General features: G+C 58.7%; 11 protein-coding genes, 2 tRNA genes and 3 rRNA genes. 11 read left to right on the top strand and 5 right to left on the bottom strand.

Annotation, left to right across the window (positions count from 1 at the left end):
* Positions 1-6: 6 nt before the first annotated feature.
* The 11 genes from BLU04_RS15090 (at position 7) to BLU04_RS15040 (ending at position 12,206) form a co-directional block, all read left to right on the top strand.
* Complete coding sequence (locus BLU04_RS15090) at positions 7-1,161, top strand: AI-2E family transporter (RefSeq protein WP_093287871.1); 1,155 nt, start codon at positions 7-9, stop codon at positions 1,159-1,161.
* Between the two features lie 108 nt (positions 1,162-1,269).
* Positions 1,270-3,084, top strand: coding sequence for an ABC transporter permease subunit (locus BLU04_RS15085; RefSeq protein ID WP_157895393.1), 1,815 nt, complete (start codon positions 1,270-1,272; stop codon positions 3,082-3,084).
* Positions 3,085-3,121: 37 nt separating this feature from the next.
* Positions 3,122-4,543, top strand: coding sequence for a nitrate/sulfonate/bicarbonate ABC transporter ATP-binding protein (locus BLU04_RS15080; protein WP_093287864.1), 1,422 nt, complete (start codon positions 3,122-3,124; stop codon positions 4,541-4,543).
* Positions 4,544-4,647: 104 nt separating this feature from the next.
* A complete protein-coding gene (locus tag BLU04_RS15075; RefSeq protein ID WP_093287862.1) occupies positions 4,648-5,139 on the top strand; it encodes an arsenate reductase ArsC in 492 nt (163 codons plus the stop codon).
* A gap of 993 nt (positions 5,140-6,132) precedes the next feature.
* A 16S ribosomal RNA gene (locus BLU04_RS15070) occupies positions 6,133-7,649 on the top strand.
* 208 nt (positions 7,650-7,857) lie between these two features.
* Positions 7,858-7,930 (top strand) — tRNA-Ala (locus BLU04_RS15065).
* A 27-nt stretch (positions 7,931-7,957) separates the two neighbouring features.
* A tRNA-Ile gene (locus BLU04_RS15060) sits at positions 7,958-8,034 on the top strand.
* 197 nt (positions 8,035-8,231) lie between these two features.
* A 23S ribosomal RNA gene (locus BLU04_RS15055) occupies positions 8,232-11,085 on the top strand.
* Between the two features lie 206 nt (positions 11,086-11,291).
* Positions 11,292-11,406, top strand: a 5S ribosomal RNA gene (gene rrf / locus BLU04_RS15050).
* The 16S, 23S and 5S rRNA genes sit together here with 2 tRNA genes alongside, the layout of an rRNA operon.
* Before the next feature lie 158 nt (positions 11,407-11,564).
* Positions 11,565-11,828, top strand: coding sequence for a hypothetical protein (locus tag BLU04_RS15045; RefSeq protein ID WP_157895392.1), 264 nt, complete (start codon positions 11,565-11,567; stop codon positions 11,826-11,828).
* Between the two features lie 27 nt (positions 11,829-11,855).
* The gene (locus tag BLU04_RS15040) at positions 11,856-12,206 is read left to right on the top strand and encodes a hypothetical protein (RefSeq protein WP_093287857.1); all 351 of its coding nucleotides are present in this window, start codon (positions 11,856-11,858) and stop codon (positions 12,204-12,206) included.
* Between the two features lie 841 nt (positions 12,207-13,047).
* Here BLU04_RS15040 and BLU04_RS15035 read toward each other — a convergent pair.
* Genes BLU04_RS15035 through BLU04_RS15015 form a run of 5 tightly spaced genes read right to left on the bottom strand, consistent with a single transcriptional unit; the run spans position 13,048 to position 16,023 of the window.
* A complete protein-coding gene (locus BLU04_RS15035) occupies positions 13,048-13,287 on the bottom strand; it encodes a hypothetical protein (RefSeq protein ID WP_093287855.1) in 240 nt (79 codons plus the stop codon).
* On the bottom strand, positions 13,284-13,913 hold the full coding sequence (locus BLU04_RS15030; RefSeq protein ID WP_093287852.1) for a DNA-3-methyladenine glycosylase: 630 nt from the start codon (positions 13,911-13,913) through the stop codon (positions 13,284-13,286). Before BLU04_RS15030 ends, BLU04_RS15035 begins: the two co-directional genes overlap by 4 nt.
* 37 nt (positions 13,914-13,950) lie before the next feature.
* Positions 13,951-14,391 carry a hypothetical protein gene (locus tag BLU04_RS15025; RefSeq protein WP_093287849.1) on the bottom strand — a complete coding sequence of 147 codons (441 nt, stop codon included), beginning with the start codon at positions 14,389-14,391 and terminating at the stop codon, positions 13,951-13,953.
* 18 nt (positions 14,392-14,409) lie between these two features.
* Entirely contained in the window at positions 14,410-15,351 is a 942-nt protein-coding gene (gene msrP / locus BLU04_RS15020; RefSeq protein ID WP_093287846.1) for a protein-methionine-sulfoxide reductase catalytic subunit MsrP, read from the bottom strand.
* 24 nt (positions 15,352-15,375) lie between these two features.
* Positions 15,376-16,023 (bottom strand): N-acetylmuramoyl-L-alanine amidase, encoded by a 648-nt coding sequence (locus BLU04_RS15015; protein WP_093287844.1) that lies wholly within the window; start codon positions 16,021-16,023, stop codon positions 15,376-15,378.
* Between the last annotated feature and the right edge of the window lies 1 nt (position 16,024).

The following is a 16,024-nucleotide window of genomic DNA, read 5'->3' as shown; positions in this document are numbered from 1 at the left end:
TCGGCCATGGCCTCCCCCCACTTTCGCCATCTGACGGGTCCGGGCATCCGGCAGCCGCTGGTCTGGCTCGGCGTGATCGGGGCGACGTTCCTGATCCTGCTCCTCTTCAAGGCGGTCCTTTGGCTCTCGGTCCCGTTGACCCTGGCGCTGGTCTCCTATTATCTCTGCGCCCCGCTGGCGGAGCGGCTGAAGCGGCTCGGCCTCAGCCATGGGCAGGCGGTGACGGCGGTCGTCGTCGGGCTGCTGGCGGCGACGGGCCTGGTGGTCACCTCGCTCCTGCCCGGGTTCGGGACGTTTTCCGACCGGTTCGATTTCTACGTCAGCAAGGCCGACGGCCTCTCGTTCTCGGCCCTGCGGCTGCTGGAGGATCATTATCCGTGGATGGCCCGCCTCCATGCGGCCGATTTGGCGGGGGGGACGATTCATGGCTGGGCCGGGCAATTGATCCATCGGGACGTGGCGCGGGTCCTCGGCTCGCTCGCCGTCTGGATTTTTCCGCTGCTGCTGGTCCCCTACATGACGTTCTTCTTCCTGCGGGACGGCTCTTCCTTCAAGAAACTCCTCATGCGGGGGGTGCCGAATGCGTTCTTCGAGCGGGTGATGCTCCTGTTTCACCGGATGGATCATCAGATCCACCAGTATTTCCGGGGCATGGCGGCCCTCACGGCCCTCGATACGCTGACGCTCGGGTTCGGCCTCTGGCTCATCGGCCATCACCATCCCCTGTTCCATCCGTGGAATTGCCTCTTCCTCGGCCTCGCCTGTGCGGTGTTGGCGTGGCTGCCCTACCTGGGCTCCCTGCTCGGCTGCTTCCTGATTCTCCTGGTCTGCGTCGCCGAGGCCCCGGGCGATCCGACGCTCCTGGTGAGCGCGGGGGGGCTCTTCCTGATCGTCCGGCTGGTCGACGATTTCATCTATTCGCCGCTGACGGTCGGGAAATCGCTCAATATCCATCCCCTGCTCACCGTGGGGATGATCTTCGTCGGCGGGGCGATCGCCGGGATCGCGGGGATGGTGCTGGTCCTGCCGGTGCTGGGGATCTGCACGGTCATCGGGGAGGTCTTCGAGCTGGTCTGGTTCGACGAACGGCTCCGCGCCCGGCATGCCCATGCCGCCGCCCTCCGCAAGACGGCGGCGCGGGAGAGCCTCCAGAGCCGGTAAAAAAGAGGTCTTCAAATCGTAACCGGAGGAATCGGGAAGGCGGCTTGACGCGCTGTACAAAGAGAGAGCAGAGTGGAACTCCCCGTCCCTGCCTTCCCGTTTTTTACGATGAGCTCCGAACCCCTTCCCGATAACGCTGAGCCGACGTTCCGGCCTTCCCCCCAGCGCCTTTCGGTCTCCGACCTCCTGGGCCGGTCCCTCCTGCGCGGTTTCCGGGGCGCGGGCTGGATCAACCTGGTCGTGATCCTCGGTGTCGTGGCGGTCTTCATGGGGATCATCGACGTCTCCCGCCAGTGGCAGGCCCCGCTCCGCGACAAGGTCGACATCGATCTCTCCCTCTGGGCGTTGCCGAAGTACACGCTCTTTTCCTTCACGCGGGGGATGATCGCCTACGCGCTCTCCCTCCTCTTCACGATCGGCTACGCCTACTGGGCGGCGTACGACCGCCGGGCCGAACGGTTCCTCATCCAGGCGCTCGACGCCCTCCAGAGCCTCCCAGTCATGACGTTCCTCCCGGGCCTCGTCCTCGCCTGCGTCAGTTTCTTCCCCCACTCGAACGTCGGGCTCGAGATCGCCTGCATCCTCATGATCTTCACCGGGCAGGTCTGGAACATGACGTTCAGCTTCTATTACACGCTGAAGGCGATCCCGCAGGATTATCGGGACGTCGGCAGGCTGACGGGGATGACGCGGAAGCAGTTCCTCTTCGGCGTCGAGCTGCCGATGGGGGCCTCGGGCCTCGTCTTCAACAGCATGATCTCGATGGCGGGCGGCTGGTTCTTCCTCATGACGACGGAGGCCTTCACCCTGGGCGACCACGATTTCCGCCTCCCCGGCATCGGCTCCTATATGAGCGTCGCGCAGGGGGAGGGGGACATCGTCGCGCAGATCGCGGGGGGCCTGGCGATGGTCTTCATCATCGTCGTCCTCGACCAGCTCCTCTGGTATCCCCTCGTCGTCCTTTCCCAGCGTTTCAAGATGGAGGAGACCCAGTCGGGCCCCGTCGAGCGGTCGTGGTTCCTCGAATGGATCATGAAATCGACCCTGATCAACGGTTTCCTCGAATTCATCCAGAAGCCGAAGATCTTCCGCTTCGATCTTTCCGCCGCCGCCGTCCTCCCCGCCTCGGTCCTCCCCGGGCGGGACGACGGGAAGGACGGCGCGCCGGAATGGGTGGGGCAGGGGATCTACTTCCTCGCCGTCGGCGCCCTCGTCGTCCTGGCCGGGTGCGGCGTCTGGCAGGTCATCCTGCTGCTGAAGGCGGTCCCCTTCGGGGAATGGCTCAAGATTTTCGGCGTCACCACTCTGACGGGGCTCCGGGTCTTCGCCACGATCATCCTGGGGACGCTGTGGACGGTCCCCGTCGGCATCTGGATCGGGAAGAGCCAGAAATGGCGCGGACGCCTCCAGCCGATCATTCAGATCATCGCCTCCTTCCCCGCGCCGATGCTCTTCGTCTACCTCCTCACGCTGGTCCTCTTCGTCCACGGGACGCTCGAATGGGGGGCGATCGTCCTCATGCTCGCCGGGGCGCAGTGGTATATCCTTTTCAACATCATCAGCGGCGCCTCGGTCATCCCGGCGGAGCTCGACGAATATTCCCGCATGGCCGGGCTCAGCGGCTGGGTGAAGTGGACCCGCTTCTATCTTCCGGCGATCTTCCCCTCCCTCGTCACCGGCTGGGTGACGGCCGAGGGCGGCGCGTGGAACGCCAGCATCGTCTCCGAATACGTCGAGAAAAGCGGCCATGCCTACACCGCCACCGGCGTCGGGGCCTATATCAACACCGCGATGACGAGCGAGCACTTCGGCAACCTCGCTGCCGCCTCCCTCGTCATGATCGCCGGTTTCGTCCTCATCCGGCGCGTTCTCTGGAAGCCCCTGCAGCGGCTCTCCCAGGATCGTTTCCGCATTTTGAACTAACTTCCCTTCATCCCGGACCCGAACCCTCGACCCTCCCATGAACGCCCCTTCCTCCCTCTTCCAGCCCGCGCCGATCGATCCGGCCGCGCTTCCGCTTTGCGAGCTCCGCCGCGTCAGCTACGCCTACGGCGGGGAAAGCGAGGAGATCCTCCACGAGATCAACCTCGTCGTCCGGGGCAACGACGCCGTCGCCCTCCTGGGGCCCTCCGGCTGCGGAAAATCGACGATCCTCCGCATCCTCGCCGGCCTTATCCACCCGAAGCAGGGCGAGGTCCGGGTGAAGGACAGCCCCCTCCACGGGATCAATCCCGGCGTCGGCGTCGTTTTCCAGAACTTCGCCCTCTTCCCCTGGCTCACTGTCAGCCAGAATATCCTCCTCGGCCTCCACAAGCTCCAGTTGCCCGAGCAGGAACAGTTCGACCGCCTCAACACCGTCATCGACCTGGTCGGCCTCCAGGGCTACGCCAATTCGCTGCCGAAGGAACTCTCCGGCGGGATGAAGCAGCGCGTCGGCTTCGCCCGGGCCATCATCGCCCAGCCGGAGATCCTCTGTCTCGACGATCCCTTCAGCGCCCTCGACATCCTCACGGCGGAGACGCTCCGGAGCGAACTCCTCCGCCTCTGGACCGATCCGGCCCTCTCGCTGAATAGCATGGTGTTGGTGACCAACAAGATCGAGGAGACCGTCCTCCTCGCGCGACAGATCGTCGTCCTCGCCGCCCATCCGTGCCGGGTCCAGACGGTCGTGAAGAACGAGCTGCCCTATCCGCGTGACCCCGATTCGCCCGCCTTCAAGCAGCTCGTCTCCCAGATTCACGGCATCCTCACCCAGAGCATCCTCCCCGACGGGCCGGAAACGACCTTCTCCCCCGAATCGGGCGTCATCCCCGCCACCAGCCCCGCCGATCGCGGGCAGGCCCATATCATCACACCCCTGCCGCGGGCGCTCCTTTCCGAAGTCCAGGGCCTCGTGTCGATCCTCGGCGACGAGGCGGAAGATTTGTACGATCTCTCCTGCCTCATCAACAAGGACTTCGCGGCGACGCTGAACGTCGTGAAGGCGGCCGAATTGCTCGGCTTCGTCGATACGCCCGGCCAGGACGTCGTCCTCACGCCGCTCGGGAAACGCTTCCGCAGCCTCGGCATCGGCGGCAAGAAGGGGATCCTTCACGACCAGATCGGCAAATTGAAGATGATCGAACTCGTTATCCGCCTCATCGAGGCCAGCCCCGATAAGATCCTTCACGAAGACCGGCTCATCGCCGAGTTGGGCCGCATTTTCCCGCACGAAAAGCCGAAGATGCTCTGGAAGACTATCCTCAACTGGTGCCGGTACGCCGAAGTCCTCGATTACGACGCGCACAAGAGGGAAATCAGCCGCTTCGAGAAGGTGATCTTCGCCCCCGAGGCCCAGCCGGTCCCCCCGGCACCGTCCTCCGCGCCGTCGATGGGGGAGTAGGGCTTTCTTGGGGTGTGGGGCGGGGAATAGCCCTTCCCGCTGTCCCGCCAGGTTTCACCCATTCGCCCCCGTATCGTAACGAAGGCGTGCTACCACAGGGGATCATGCTCCCCCCCAAACCCAAGATCCTCTTTCTCTGCACCGGCAATTCCGCCCGGAGCATTCTCGCCGAATTCATCCTCCGGCACCTCTCCAAAGACCGCTTCGAGATCTACAGCGCCGGCGTCCGTCCCGCCGGGGAAGTGAATCCCCTCATCCTGCGCCACCTGCGCGAAGTCTGGAAAATCGATGCCTCCGCGGCCCGCAGCAAGAGCGTGAACGACCTTCCCGTCCAGCACTTCGACTTCGTCATCACCGTCTGCGACGAGGCCCGCAAAGACTGCCCCGCCTGGCCCGGACAGCCCGTCATCGCCCATTGGGGCGTCCCCGATCCCGCCCAATTCACCGGCAGCGAAGAGGAAAAACTCGAGAAGATTGCCGCCGTCAGCCTCCTCATCCGCCGCCGTCTCGAGCTTTTCATCAGCCTTCCTCTCGAAAAAATGGACCATCTCCGCCTCGAAACCACTGTTTCCGAGATCGCCCAAGGGGCCAAATAAGCCTCGTTCAGTCCTCCCGCACCGCCGCGCTCGCATTCCAGGGCGTCTCTTCCATCGCGAAGAGACGCCCTTTTCGCGTTTTTCCGTACCCCGCCGAAGCCCCATTTTATCGGGTAACTCCGCTTTCGCGTTCTCTTTTTAGCTCCGAAAACGCAAGAAGAGGGAGGAGAAGGGAAAGCGCCGCGTACGCCCATTTCATCAGCCTCCGCAGCCATCGGGGAGGGGAGTTTCGATGCGAAAAACGTACAAACTCGCGCAATCCGCTGCCGCAGTACGAGAAACGACGAAAAAAAGAACACCCGTTTTCGCGCTGATAATCAGCGAGAAGCAAATGAAGCGGGGAAAACATTCCAAAAACCCGTTGACCCGAGAGCCAATTTCAATATGATGACCCTCCCGTTCGAGATTGTTCTTTGGATTACTTCAGCAGCGCGGAATGAGACGAAAGCGAAAGCCGAGTCGAAGCCGCCAAAACGAAAGCGAAAAAAGTTAAAAAAACCGGTTGACGGTTTAAAATAAACTGATACGCTTAGCACCCCTTCGATTGACTCGATCAAACGAAAGGGTGTGAAAGAAAAGCGAAAAAATTAAAAAAAGTCGCTTGACGGTTTTGAAAAAGCTGATACGGTTCACACCCCTTCGATTGAAAAAGTTGAGAGGGTTCGGATCGGAAGACGAGACGAAAGGGTTTGGGAGGCGGCTCCTGAAACAAGATTTTTAGTTTGAGTAAAATCAAACGCGTTCTTTGGCAATATTGGGAATCGACCGCTCCATAGGGAGTGAGCGGAAGATTGAGATAATTTAGATAGACGAAGCACAAGATTGAATTGTGCGGAACGTCAAGTTCTAAGAGTAATATCAACCCTCCGCAGCAATGCGAAGGGTGTGACCTATACAAACACGGTTCGATGAGTCTTCGTGATTCTCGGATCGAATTTAGTGAAGGTCAGTAATACAGATTCACGAAAATAAAGGCCTAGCAATAGGCCATCATTTACGGAGAGTTTGATTCTGGCTCAGAACGAACGCTGGCGGCGTGGATAAGACATGCAAGTCGAACGCGAATTCATTTGATAGCAATATTAGATGAGTTTGAGTGGCGAAAGGGTGCGTAACACGTGGGAATGTGCCGAAAAGTGGGGAATAGCTCACCGAAAGGTGAGGTAATGCCCCATGTGAAGGAGACTTTAAAGTTAGGGATCGCAAGACCTGACGCTTTTCGAGCAGCCCGCGGCCTATCAGCTAGTTGGTGAGGTAATGGCTCACCAAGGCTATGACGGGTAGCTGGTCTGAGAGGACGACCAGCCACACTGGAACTGAGACACGGTCCAGACACCTACGGGTGGCAGCAGTCGAGAATTTTTCACAATGGGGGAAACCCTGATGGAGCGACGCCGCGTGGAGGATGAAGGTTTTCGGATTGTAAACTCCTGTCACTGCAGAGCAAAGCTACGGTACTAATATCACCGGAGTCTGATAGTATGCAGGGAGGAAGGGACGGCTAACTCTGTGCCAGCAGCCGCGGTAATACAGAGGTCCCGAGCGTTGTTCGGATTCACTGGGCGTAAAGGGTGTGTAGGAGGTTTGATAAGTCAGGTGTGAAATCCCATCGCTCAACGATGGAACTGCATTCGATACTGTCAGACTAGAGGATCGGAGGGGGAAGCGGAATTCTTGGTGTAGCGGTGAAATGCGTAGATATCAAGAGGAACACCGGTGGCGAAGGCGGCTTCCTGGAAGATACCTGACTCTGAAACACGAAAGCTAGGGGAGCGAATGGGATTAGATACCCCAGTAGTCCTAGCTGTAAACGGTGTGCGTTAAGCGCTAGCGGATTCGACCCCGCTGGTGCTGTAGATAACTCGTTAAACGCACCGCCTGAGGAGTACGGTCGCAAGATTAAAACTCAAAGAAATTGACGGGGGCCCGCACAAGCGGTGGAGTATGTGGCTTAATTCGATGCAACGCGAAGAACCTTACCCAGGCTTGACATGCATTGTTCAAGGGATGAAAGTCTCTGGCTAGCAATAGCGAATTGCACAGGTGCTGCATGGCTGTCGTCAGCTCGTGTCGTGAGATGTTGGGTTAAGTCCCGCAACGAGCGCAACCCCTATGAACTGTTGCCGAAAGGATCTCTGTTCAGACTGCCCTGTTTAACGGGGAGGAAGGTGGGGATGACGTCAAGTCAGTATGGCCCTTACGCCTGGGGCTGCACACGTACTACAATGCTCAGTACAGAAGGAAGCAAGACCGCGAGGTGGAGCAAATCCCTAAAACTGAGCCCAGTTCGGATTGGAGGCTGCAACTCGCCTCCATGAAGTTGGAATCGCTAGTAATGGCGCATCAGCTACGGCGCCGTGAATACGTTCCCGGGCCTTGTACACACCGCCCGTCACATCATGAAAGCCTATTGTACCCGAAGTCGGTTTCCGCCTAAGGTATGGTCGGTAATTGGGATGAAGTCGTAACAAGGTAGCCGTAGGGGAACCTGCGGCTGGATCACCTCCTTTCTAAGGAGTAGATTTGATTACCCTTTGCAATTTATTGCTCAAAGGCTCTGGCAAATCAGGTCGACCACTAACCCGAACGTCGCAAGATGTTCTGCATGTGGTTAAAGCCTTAAAACCGAAAGGAATTAAGGTACTTGACGTTCCGCACAATTCAGTCTTGTCGCTTCGATCTAAAACAAGGTAAGAGACCCTGACCAAAACACTCACCGGGGGCATAGCTCAGTTGGTAGAGCGGTAGCTTTGCAAGCTATAGGTCAGGGGTTCGAATCCCCTTGCCTCCACAAAAGTATTTTTCGGACACTTTGCAGGGGCCTGTAGCTCAGTTGGTTAGAGCATGCGCTTGATAAGCGCAGGGTCACTGGTTCGAATCCAGTCAGGCCCACCACTTCAATGCTGGTGATAAGAGCCTGACAAAAATTATCTCAATCAAAAATAAAGATTCCCGATTTGCAACGCTTTCCCGGCCGCAAGGCCAGGGTAACGTTCTTTGAAAACTACAGGTAACGCGGAAAAAATTACAACTTTTGTTGAGCAATTTTTTCAACTCAACGAGCAATCGTTGAGATGAGAACCAATGTAAGAAAATAAGCTACTAAGAGCACATAATGAATGCCTTGGCGCTAGTAGGCGATGAAGGACGTGGCAAACTGCGATAAGCCTCGGGGAGTGGTAAGCACACTTTGATCCGGGGATTTCCGAATGGGGTAACCCAGCCAGAGTAATATTTGGCTACAGCGGTGTGAATTCATAGCACCGTCTGCGCGACACCAGCTGAAGTGAAACATCTCAGTAAGCTGTGGAAAAGAAAACGACAGTGATTCCGTAAGTAGTGGCGAGCGAAAGCGGAACAGCCCAAACCCGAAAGTTTACTTTTGGGGGTTATAGGGCCTCGATGTGGAATTGATTGTGTTAGATGAAGCGGATGGAAAGTCGCCCCATAGAAGGTGAGAGGCCTTTAATCGAAAACATGATCATACCTAGAGGTACCCTGAGTAATACGATGCACGTGAAACTTCGTATGAATTCGTGCCGACCACGGCATAAGGCTAAATACTAACTAGCGACCGATAGTGAACCAGTACCGCGAGGGAAAGGTGAAAAGAACCGCTGTGAGCGGAGTGAAATAGAACCTGCAATTATGTGCTTACAAGGTGTCAGAGCCCGCAAGGGTGATGGCCTGCCTTTTGCTTAATGAGTCTGCGAGTTACTGTCCGTGGCAAGTCCAAGTCCCTTTGGGATGGAGGCGAAGCGAAAGCGAGTCTGAAATGGGCGTTAAGCCGCTGGCAGTAGACCCGAAGGTGAGGTGATCTACGCATGGCCAGGTTGAAGTTTCCTTAACCGGAAATGAAGGACCGAACCCGTGAAGGTTGAAAACTTCTGGGATGAGCTGTGTGTAGGAGCGAAAGACTAATCAAACCCACTGATAGCTGGTTCTCCCCGAAATAGCTTGAGGGCTAGCCTCGTGTGCTGATCTATAGGGGTAGAGCACTGGATAGACTAGGGTCCATACCCGGATACCGAATCTAATCAAACTCCGAATACTATAGAATGAAACACGGGAGTCAGACTGCGAGGGATAAGCTTCGTAGTCGAGAGGAAAACAATCCAGATCGACAGCTAAGGTGCCCAAATTGTGCTAAGTGGAAAGGATGTTAAGTTTCTAAAACAGTGAGGATGTTGGCTTAGAGGCAGCCATCATTTAAACAGTGCGTAATAGCTGACTCATCGAGAAACTTAGCGCCGAAAATGATTGGCGATTAAGCACAATACCGAAGCTTCGAATGCACCGGGATTTCGATCCTGGTGTTTGGTAGGGGAGCGTTCTTAGTGCTGTGAAGCAGGAGGGAAACCAACTGTGGAGCGCTTTGAAGTGAGAATGCAGACATGAGTAGCGATAAGACAGGTTTAATTCCTGTCCGCCGTAAACCCAAGGTTTCCTGGGGAAGGTTCGTCCTCCCAGGGTTAGCCGGGAACTAAGTCGAGGCCGTAAGGCGTAGGCGATGTCAAGCTGGTTTAATATTCCAGCGCCACCGACATTTAATCCAGAGGGACGCATGGTAGGAGAGATTCCAGGTGTTGAACGTCCTGGTGCCGCAAGGCATACTGAGGAAGCAATTCTGAGGGAATTTCTTGAATACTGTGCCGAGAAAAGCTCTGGTGTATACTAAGGTGCCCGTACCGTAAACCGACACAGGTGGGTGAGTCGAGTAGACTAAGGCGCGTGAGTGAAACCTCTTTAAGGAACTCGGCAAATTAACCCCGTAACTTCGGAAGAAGGGGTACCCTAGCAATAGGGTCTCAGAAAATTGCGTCAACCGACTGTTTAACAAAAACACAGCTCTCTGCTAAGTCGCAAGACGACGTATAGGGAGTGACACGTGACCAATGCTGGAAGATTACGGTAAGAGGTCAGCCGCAAGGCGAAGCTTTGAGCCCAAGTCCCAGTGAATGTCGGCCGTAACTATAACGGTCCTAAGGTAGCGAAATTCCTTGTCGGGTAAGTTCCGACCTGCACGAATCGTGTAACGAGTTGACGACTGTCTCAAAGAGGAGCTCAGCGAAGTTGTAATGGCGGTGAAGATGCCGCCTTCCTGCAGTAGGACGGAAAGACCCCGTGCACCTTTACTGTAAGCTGTTACTGGATTTTTATGTGGAATACTTAGCGTAAGTGGGAGGCTTTGAAGCAATCCTTGCGGGGATTGCAGAGCCGCCAATGAAACACCACCTTTTCTTCATGAAAATTCTAACCCCTCGCCATTATCTGGCAGGGGGACAATGGCAGCGGGTCAGTTTGACTGGGGCGGTTTCCTCCCAAAGAGTAACGGAGGAGTTCGAAGGTTCACTCAGCATGGTTGGTAATCATGCGTCGAGCATATAGGTAGAAGTGAGCTTAACTGCGAGACCTACAAGTCGAGCAGATACGAAAGTAGGACTAAGTGATCCGGTGGTAGAATGTGGAATTGCCATCGCTCAACGGACAAAAGGTACGCCGGGGATAACAGGCTGATCGCGCCCAAGAGTTCATATCGACGGCGCGGTTTGGCACCTCGATGTCGGCTCATCGCATCCTGGGGCTGGAGAAGGTCCCAAGGGTCCGGCTGTTCGCCGGTTAAAGCGGTACGCGAGCTGGGTTCAGAACGTCGTGAGACAGTTCGGTCCTTATCCACTGTGGGCGCAGGATATTTGAAGGGTTCATTCCTTAGTACGAGAGGACCGGGAATGACGAACCTCTGGTGTTCCGGTTGTGTTGTCAAACGCAGCGCCGGGTAGCTATGTTCGGAAAGGATAAGCGCTGAAAGCATCTAAGCGCCAAGCCTATCCTAAGATGAGATATCCCCATTAGGGTCGAGGTAGACCACCTCGTTGATAGGTCGCAAGTGTAATCACAGTAATGTGTTCAGCTGAGCGATACTAATTACCCGATTGGCTTATTTTTTCAACAATGCACGTTGGATTTTTTCTGCTTTGCCTGTAGTTTTCAGAGAACGATTGTTCTTTTGAAAATTTTTGAATACTGGTTTTCAGTATGTCACCAGAGATTCTGGCTTCGACCTCCGGTCGGTGTCAAAATCGATCCGGTTACAACTGAGTGTCGGGCGCTGAAACGCGCACTTTACTCAGCACAAACCCGGATGCCAGCACTCTGGTGGCTTTGAGACGTGGCCCCACCCGTTCCCATCCCGAACACGGAAGTTAAACGCGTCATCGCCGATGGTAGTGCTTCTATAGGCTGCGCGAGAGTAGGCTGTTGCCAGATTCATCAACCCCGACTAGTGAAAACTAGTCGGGGTTGTTTTTTGCCCAGATGGCGTCTCCACTTTGGTTTTGAACCGCGGGAGGCTGCCCTGAATTTCTAAAAAAAACCTAAAAACAGTTGTCGAGCCGGGAGTCGTTTCCTAGGCTTTTCCACCTCACATGAAAGTAGTCAATTTTGTCATCGCCCTGTTTGCGTTGCTGGTCACGATCAGCATCATCACGAATAATGTCCTGATCAGCTCGAACGCCGAGATTCAGAACGAGCTGGGCGCCGTCCAGCAGATCGCGCAGACGGCCCCGGGAAAGCGTGAAGCGTTGATCCGCCTGGCGAACCGGGTGAATCAGGACGCGCCGCTCGATCCGAAGCTGCGTGAGCTCCTCACCAGCCTCCAGATCACGGTGAATCCGACGCCCGCGAAGTAATTTTCATCCCCATTCTAAGGTATTTCTATGAGCCAGAATTTTGAGTCCCCGAGTTCCAACGACACCCCCGCTTGGCTGGATTGGTTCGGTTGGCAGGTTCCCGTTGCGATCCTCGTCCTGACACTGCTCGGGACGAACATGGTGCAGTTTGTGAAGATCCTCGACGCCCGCTCGACGCTGACGAAGAACAAGGAAGTGCTGCTTCGCGACGACGTGAAGAAGCAGCTGGCCGAGGCGCAGCAGACGGCGAAGACCCTCGACGCGCTGGTTCGCGGCGTGGTCGATCTCTCGGCGACCGATGCGAATGCGAAGAAGATTGTCGACGAGTTCCAGATCCGGGTGAACGCGCCCCAGGGTGGCGCTCCCGCGGCTCGCTAAGCGACGCTGAGATTCTCTCAAAAAACCCCGATCCGAAAGGATCGGGGTTTTTTGTTTTGATGGGGATGGGGGGATTCCGATGTGTCTCTCCGGATGGATTTGCAGGGGAGAAGCGTTGTTTTTGGGGCGCAATGGGGAGGGCGGCCGAAATGGTTTGATCCGCCCCAGCGTGGCTCTTCCATACGCTTCCTCTCCCAATAGGAGTCTAGGGGTATTGGTACCGCTACCCCTTCAGTACGTAACCTCGGACGCTTGGGGAAGCAGCGGACGATATCTCTCCGAAGGACTCCGCGAACGGACGCGCGTCCTCTCTCTCAGGCCTCTCAGAGCGGAGTCTGAGGGTGCAACCCTCAGAAGCTTTAAAGTGCGGTGGTCATGGAGGGGACACGGGGTGGCCGCCGGTCTGTCCCGAAGGGCTGCATGGCTCCCCTGGCATCCATGAAAGACTGACGCTTGGAAGCAGCATCCATGGGAAAGGGACGTGTGGGGGAAAGGGATCGCGGATTGGGGAGTGCCCTTCGGGACTTGCGCGGTCAACCCTGTACAGCTGGAGGCGATCCGCTTTAACGCCACAGAGGGGCTTGCCTCCCGGCCATGCCAGTTAGTTTCCCCTGAGGAACGAGTGTCGCTACCGCGACGGCATTCTGCCCCTCCGTGACCTCCTGTTCTGAGGGCCTCAACTAGGCGGACGCGTTTCCCCCTGCGCCTCGTCTCCGAACTGGATTAAAATCGGATGGTTCCAGTACGCCCGAGGGTACGAGCGATAGGGAGAGACGTGGCCAATAGGCCCTGACTCCTATTGGGAGACGGCTCTATGGGGGAGGGATGCTAGGCAGTCTGTCTAATGCCCTTCTACCGGCTTGCCTTCGAGGTGGTGGAGGGCTTTTTGGTAGCTTTTGTTTTGGAGGAAGTGGCGGAGCTGGGGGGAGGTGTGAGCTGTGTTTTTTGCCTGCCAGCGGTCGATGATTTCGAAGTGGGGGAGGAGGGGGGGCGGGGGGGTGACGCTCTTTTGGCGGGCGACGTCGGCGAAGAAGGCTTCGAGGGCGGCTTTCAGCTCGGCGTGGGCGGCTTCGGAACTCATGCCTCCAATATAACGCCGTCGTCTTCGGGCTTCCAGAGAAAGCGCCACGGTTTCCCGGCCCATTCGGGACCGGCGTAATCGATGCCGATGCGGGGGCCGGCGACGATGTGCCGGGGGCGAAGGCCAGTTTCCTCGATCGAGAGGCGTTGGGCGCGGGGGCCGGTGAGGGGGAGGCGGTTGTCGGCCCGGGTGAGGGCGAGGGCGGTGGCGATTTTTCCGGGGCCGTCGGCCCAGCGGGCTTCGGGGATGCCGGGGCGGCGGCGGGCGACGGTTTCTTTTCCTTCGGTGATGCGGAGGCCCCGAAGGAGGGTGGCCATGGGGGAGTCGGCGGGGCCGGTGACGACGTTGAGCATCGAGTGGAGGCCGTAGCAGAGGTAGACGTAGGCGATGCCGCCGGGGGCGAAGAGGGGCTCGGTCCGCGCGGTGCGGCGGTGGGCGAAGCCGTGGCAGGCTTTGTCTTCGGCCCCGCCGTAGGCCTCGGTTTCGACGATGATTCCGGCGGTGCGGGTGCCGTCGGGGGCTTGGGCGACGAGGCGTTTTCCGAGGAGGGAGCGGGCGGCGGCGACGGGGTCGGGGTTCCGGTAGAAGGCAAGGGGGAGGTGCCTGGGCTTGGATGGCTGCGCCATGGCCGGGAGGGGTGAGGAGAGGCGGCTCGCTTTTCCTTTAGCGGGCCGGTTCCGCCTCGACGGCGGAAAGGGGCTGGAGGGCCGGGGAGGGGAGGCGATGGGGGCGGGCTTTTTCGCCGATCCAGAGGAGGACGATGGGGACGAGGATGCCGGCGAGGAGGGCGGCGATGACCGATTTTTTCCGGGGGCTGCCCTTGAAGGCGAGGATGAGGCCGAGGAGGAGGGAGAGGAGGAGGCCGATCGACATAGCGACGACGAGCCATTTGAAGGCGTGGGTGGCGTAGGTGTGGGGGCCGGAGAGGGGGTAGTATTGGTCGATGTGGATGGTGGAGAGTTTCTCGATCCAGCTTTGGCCGAAGCCGAGACCTTTGTTCCGGTTGGGGCTGACGGTCTGCCACCAACCGGTGACGGTGAAGAGGATGAGGAGGGGGGCGAAGAAGACGCCGAGATAGAGATGGAGGCGGCGGAGGAGCTTCATTCTGTGAGAGCGGAGGCTCTAGCTTTTGTAGAGGGCGGCGACCTGGGCGGCGTAGCCGTTGTAGGGGAGGGTGGGGATGCGTTCGTCGCCGTTGCCGATGTCGCGCTCGGTTTCCTGGGACCAGCGGGGGTGGGGGACGCGGGGATCGACGTTGGAGAGGTAGCTGTATTCGTCGGGGGCGAGGTCGTTCCAGAAGGTGGGGGGCTGCTGGGCGATGAATTCGATGGAGACGATCGACTTGGGGCTCTTGTAGCCGTATTTCCACGGGACGACGAGGCGGAAGGGGGCGCCGTGCTGCATGGGGAGGGGTTTCCCGTAGACGCCGGTGACGCCGAGGGTGAGGTCGTTCCGGGCTTCGTCGATCCGGAGGCCTTCGTAGTAGGGCCAGGGGAAGCTGTTGTCCCGCTGGCCGGGGGCGTGGGCGGGATCGTTGAAGGAGAGGAAGCGGAGGTGCTTGGCCCCGGAGAGGGGCTTGCAGTAGTCGACGAATTTCGCGAAGGGGAAGCCGTCCCACGGGACGACCATCGACCAGCCCTCGACGCAGCGCATGCGGTAGATCCGCTCCTCGGCGGGGAACTTCGCCATGAGGTCTTCGATGCCGATCTCGAACGGTTTCTCGACGAGGCCGCCGACCCGGATGGTCCAGGGGTTGGTGGGGAAACCGGCGGCGAGGCGGCCGACGCGGCTTTTGTCGGTGGTGAATTCGTAGAAGTTGTTGTAGCTCCCGGCGATGTTGGCCGGGGTGAGGCGGCGGTCGGCGAGGGCGGGGAAGGCCGGATTGGGCTTTGGGGCGTAGGGCGGCTTGCCGGGGGCCTCGGCATCGGCGGCCCGCAGGAGGCCGGAGGAGAGGGAGTAGGCCCCCAGGCCGAGGCCGAGGCCTTTGAGGAATTTCCGGCGTCCGAGGAAGAGGGCTTCGGGGGTGACCCGCGCTTCGGGGAGAGAATGGCGGGGGCGGCTCATAAAAAGGGGGGAGGCGGCGGCCCGCTACTCGTCTTTGCCGTAGTTGGCGATGCCGTCGGCGATGGCCTGGGCGATCTGCTGGCGGTAGGCGGGGTCCAATATTTTCTTCCCTTCGGCGGGACTTGTCAAATAGCCGCCCTCGACAAGGATGCAGGGCCAGCGGTTGTGGTGGAGGACGAAGAGGCAGTGGGACTGGACGCCGCGGTCGGTATCGGGCTTCAGGCGGCGGACGAGGCAGCGGTGGACGGAGGAGGCGAGGGTGCGGCTGCCGCCGCCGCTGTAGTAGATGGTGGTGACGCCGTCGGCGTGGCTGGCGCGGTAGGCGTCGAAGTGGATGCTGACGAAGATGGCGTCCCGGGCGCGGTTGGAGATGGTGCAGCGGTCGGGGAGGGGGATGAAGGTGTCGTCGGTACGGGTCATGACGACGGTGTAGCCGGCGGCTTCGAGGAGTTTCTCGAGCCGGAGGCCGACGTCGAGGGTCATGGTTTTCTCGGCGATCCGCTGGCCGGGGATGCCGCCGCGGTCCTGGCCGCCGTGGCCGGGATCGACGACGACGGTGGTGAAGGCGGGGGCGAGGCCGGGCGCCAAGACGAGGGCGGCCAGGAGGACGGCCGGCAGGAAGGAAAGGAACTTCGGGAAGGACGGCATGGGGGAGGGCTTGGGCTGGCGCATC

Source organism: Verrucomicrobium sp. GAS474 (assembly GCF_900105685.1).
Taxonomy (GTDB): Bacteria; Verrucomicrobiota; Verrucomicrobiia; order Methylacidiphilales; family GAS474; genus GAS474.
The sequence above is the reverse complement of the archived record's forward strand: the minus strand, read 5'-3'. Positions and strand labels throughout refer to the sequence as shown.

What these genes read in the sequence shown, in the direction of transcription:
- BLU04_RS15045 (WP_157895392.1), top strand. Translation starts at nt 11,565, where the DNA reads ATGAAAGTAGTCAATTTTGTCATCGCCCTGTTTGCGTTGCTGGTCACG.
- BLU04_RS15025 (WP_093287849.1), bottom strand. Translation starts at nt 14,391, where the DNA reads ATGAAGCTCCTCCGCCGCCTCCATCTCTATCTCGGCGTCTTCTTCGCC.
- BLU04_RS15015 (WP_093287844.1), bottom strand. Translation starts at nt 16,023, where the DNA reads ATGCGCCAGCCCAAGCCCTCCCCCATGCCGTCCTTCCCGAAGTTCCTT.
- BLU04_RS15075 (WP_093287862.1), top strand. Translation starts at nt 4,648, where the DNA reads ATGCTCCCCCCCAAACCCAAGATCCTCTTTCTCTGCACCGGCAATTCC.
- BLU04_RS15040 (WP_093287857.1), top strand. Translation starts at nt 11,856, where the DNA reads ATGAGCCAGAATTTTGAGTCCCCGAGTTCCAACGACACCCCCGCTTGG.
- BLU04_RS15090 (WP_093287871.1), top strand. Translation starts at nt 7, where the DNA reads ATGGCCTCCCCCCACTTTCGCCATCTGACGGGTCCGGGCATCCGGCAG.
- msrP (WP_093287846.1), bottom strand. Translation starts at nt 15,351, where the DNA reads ATGAGCCGCCCCCGCCATTCTCTCCCCGAAGCGCGGGTCACCCCCGAA.
- BLU04_RS15035 (WP_093287855.1), bottom strand. Translation starts at nt 13,287, where the DNA reads ATGAGTTCCGAAGCCGCCCACGCCGAGCTGAAAGCCGCCCTCGAAGCC.
- BLU04_RS15080 (WP_093287864.1), top strand. Translation starts at nt 3,122, where the DNA reads ATGAACGCCCCTTCCTCCCTCTTCCAGCCCGCGCCGATCGATCCGGCC.
- BLU04_RS15085 (WP_157895393.1), top strand. Translation starts at nt 1,270, where the DNA reads ATGAGCTCCGAACCCCTTCCCGATAACGCTGAGCCGACGTTCCGGCCT.
- BLU04_RS15030 (WP_093287852.1), bottom strand. Translation starts at nt 13,913, where the DNA reads ATGGCGCAGCCATCCAAGCCCAGGCACCTCCCCCTTGCCTTCTACCGG.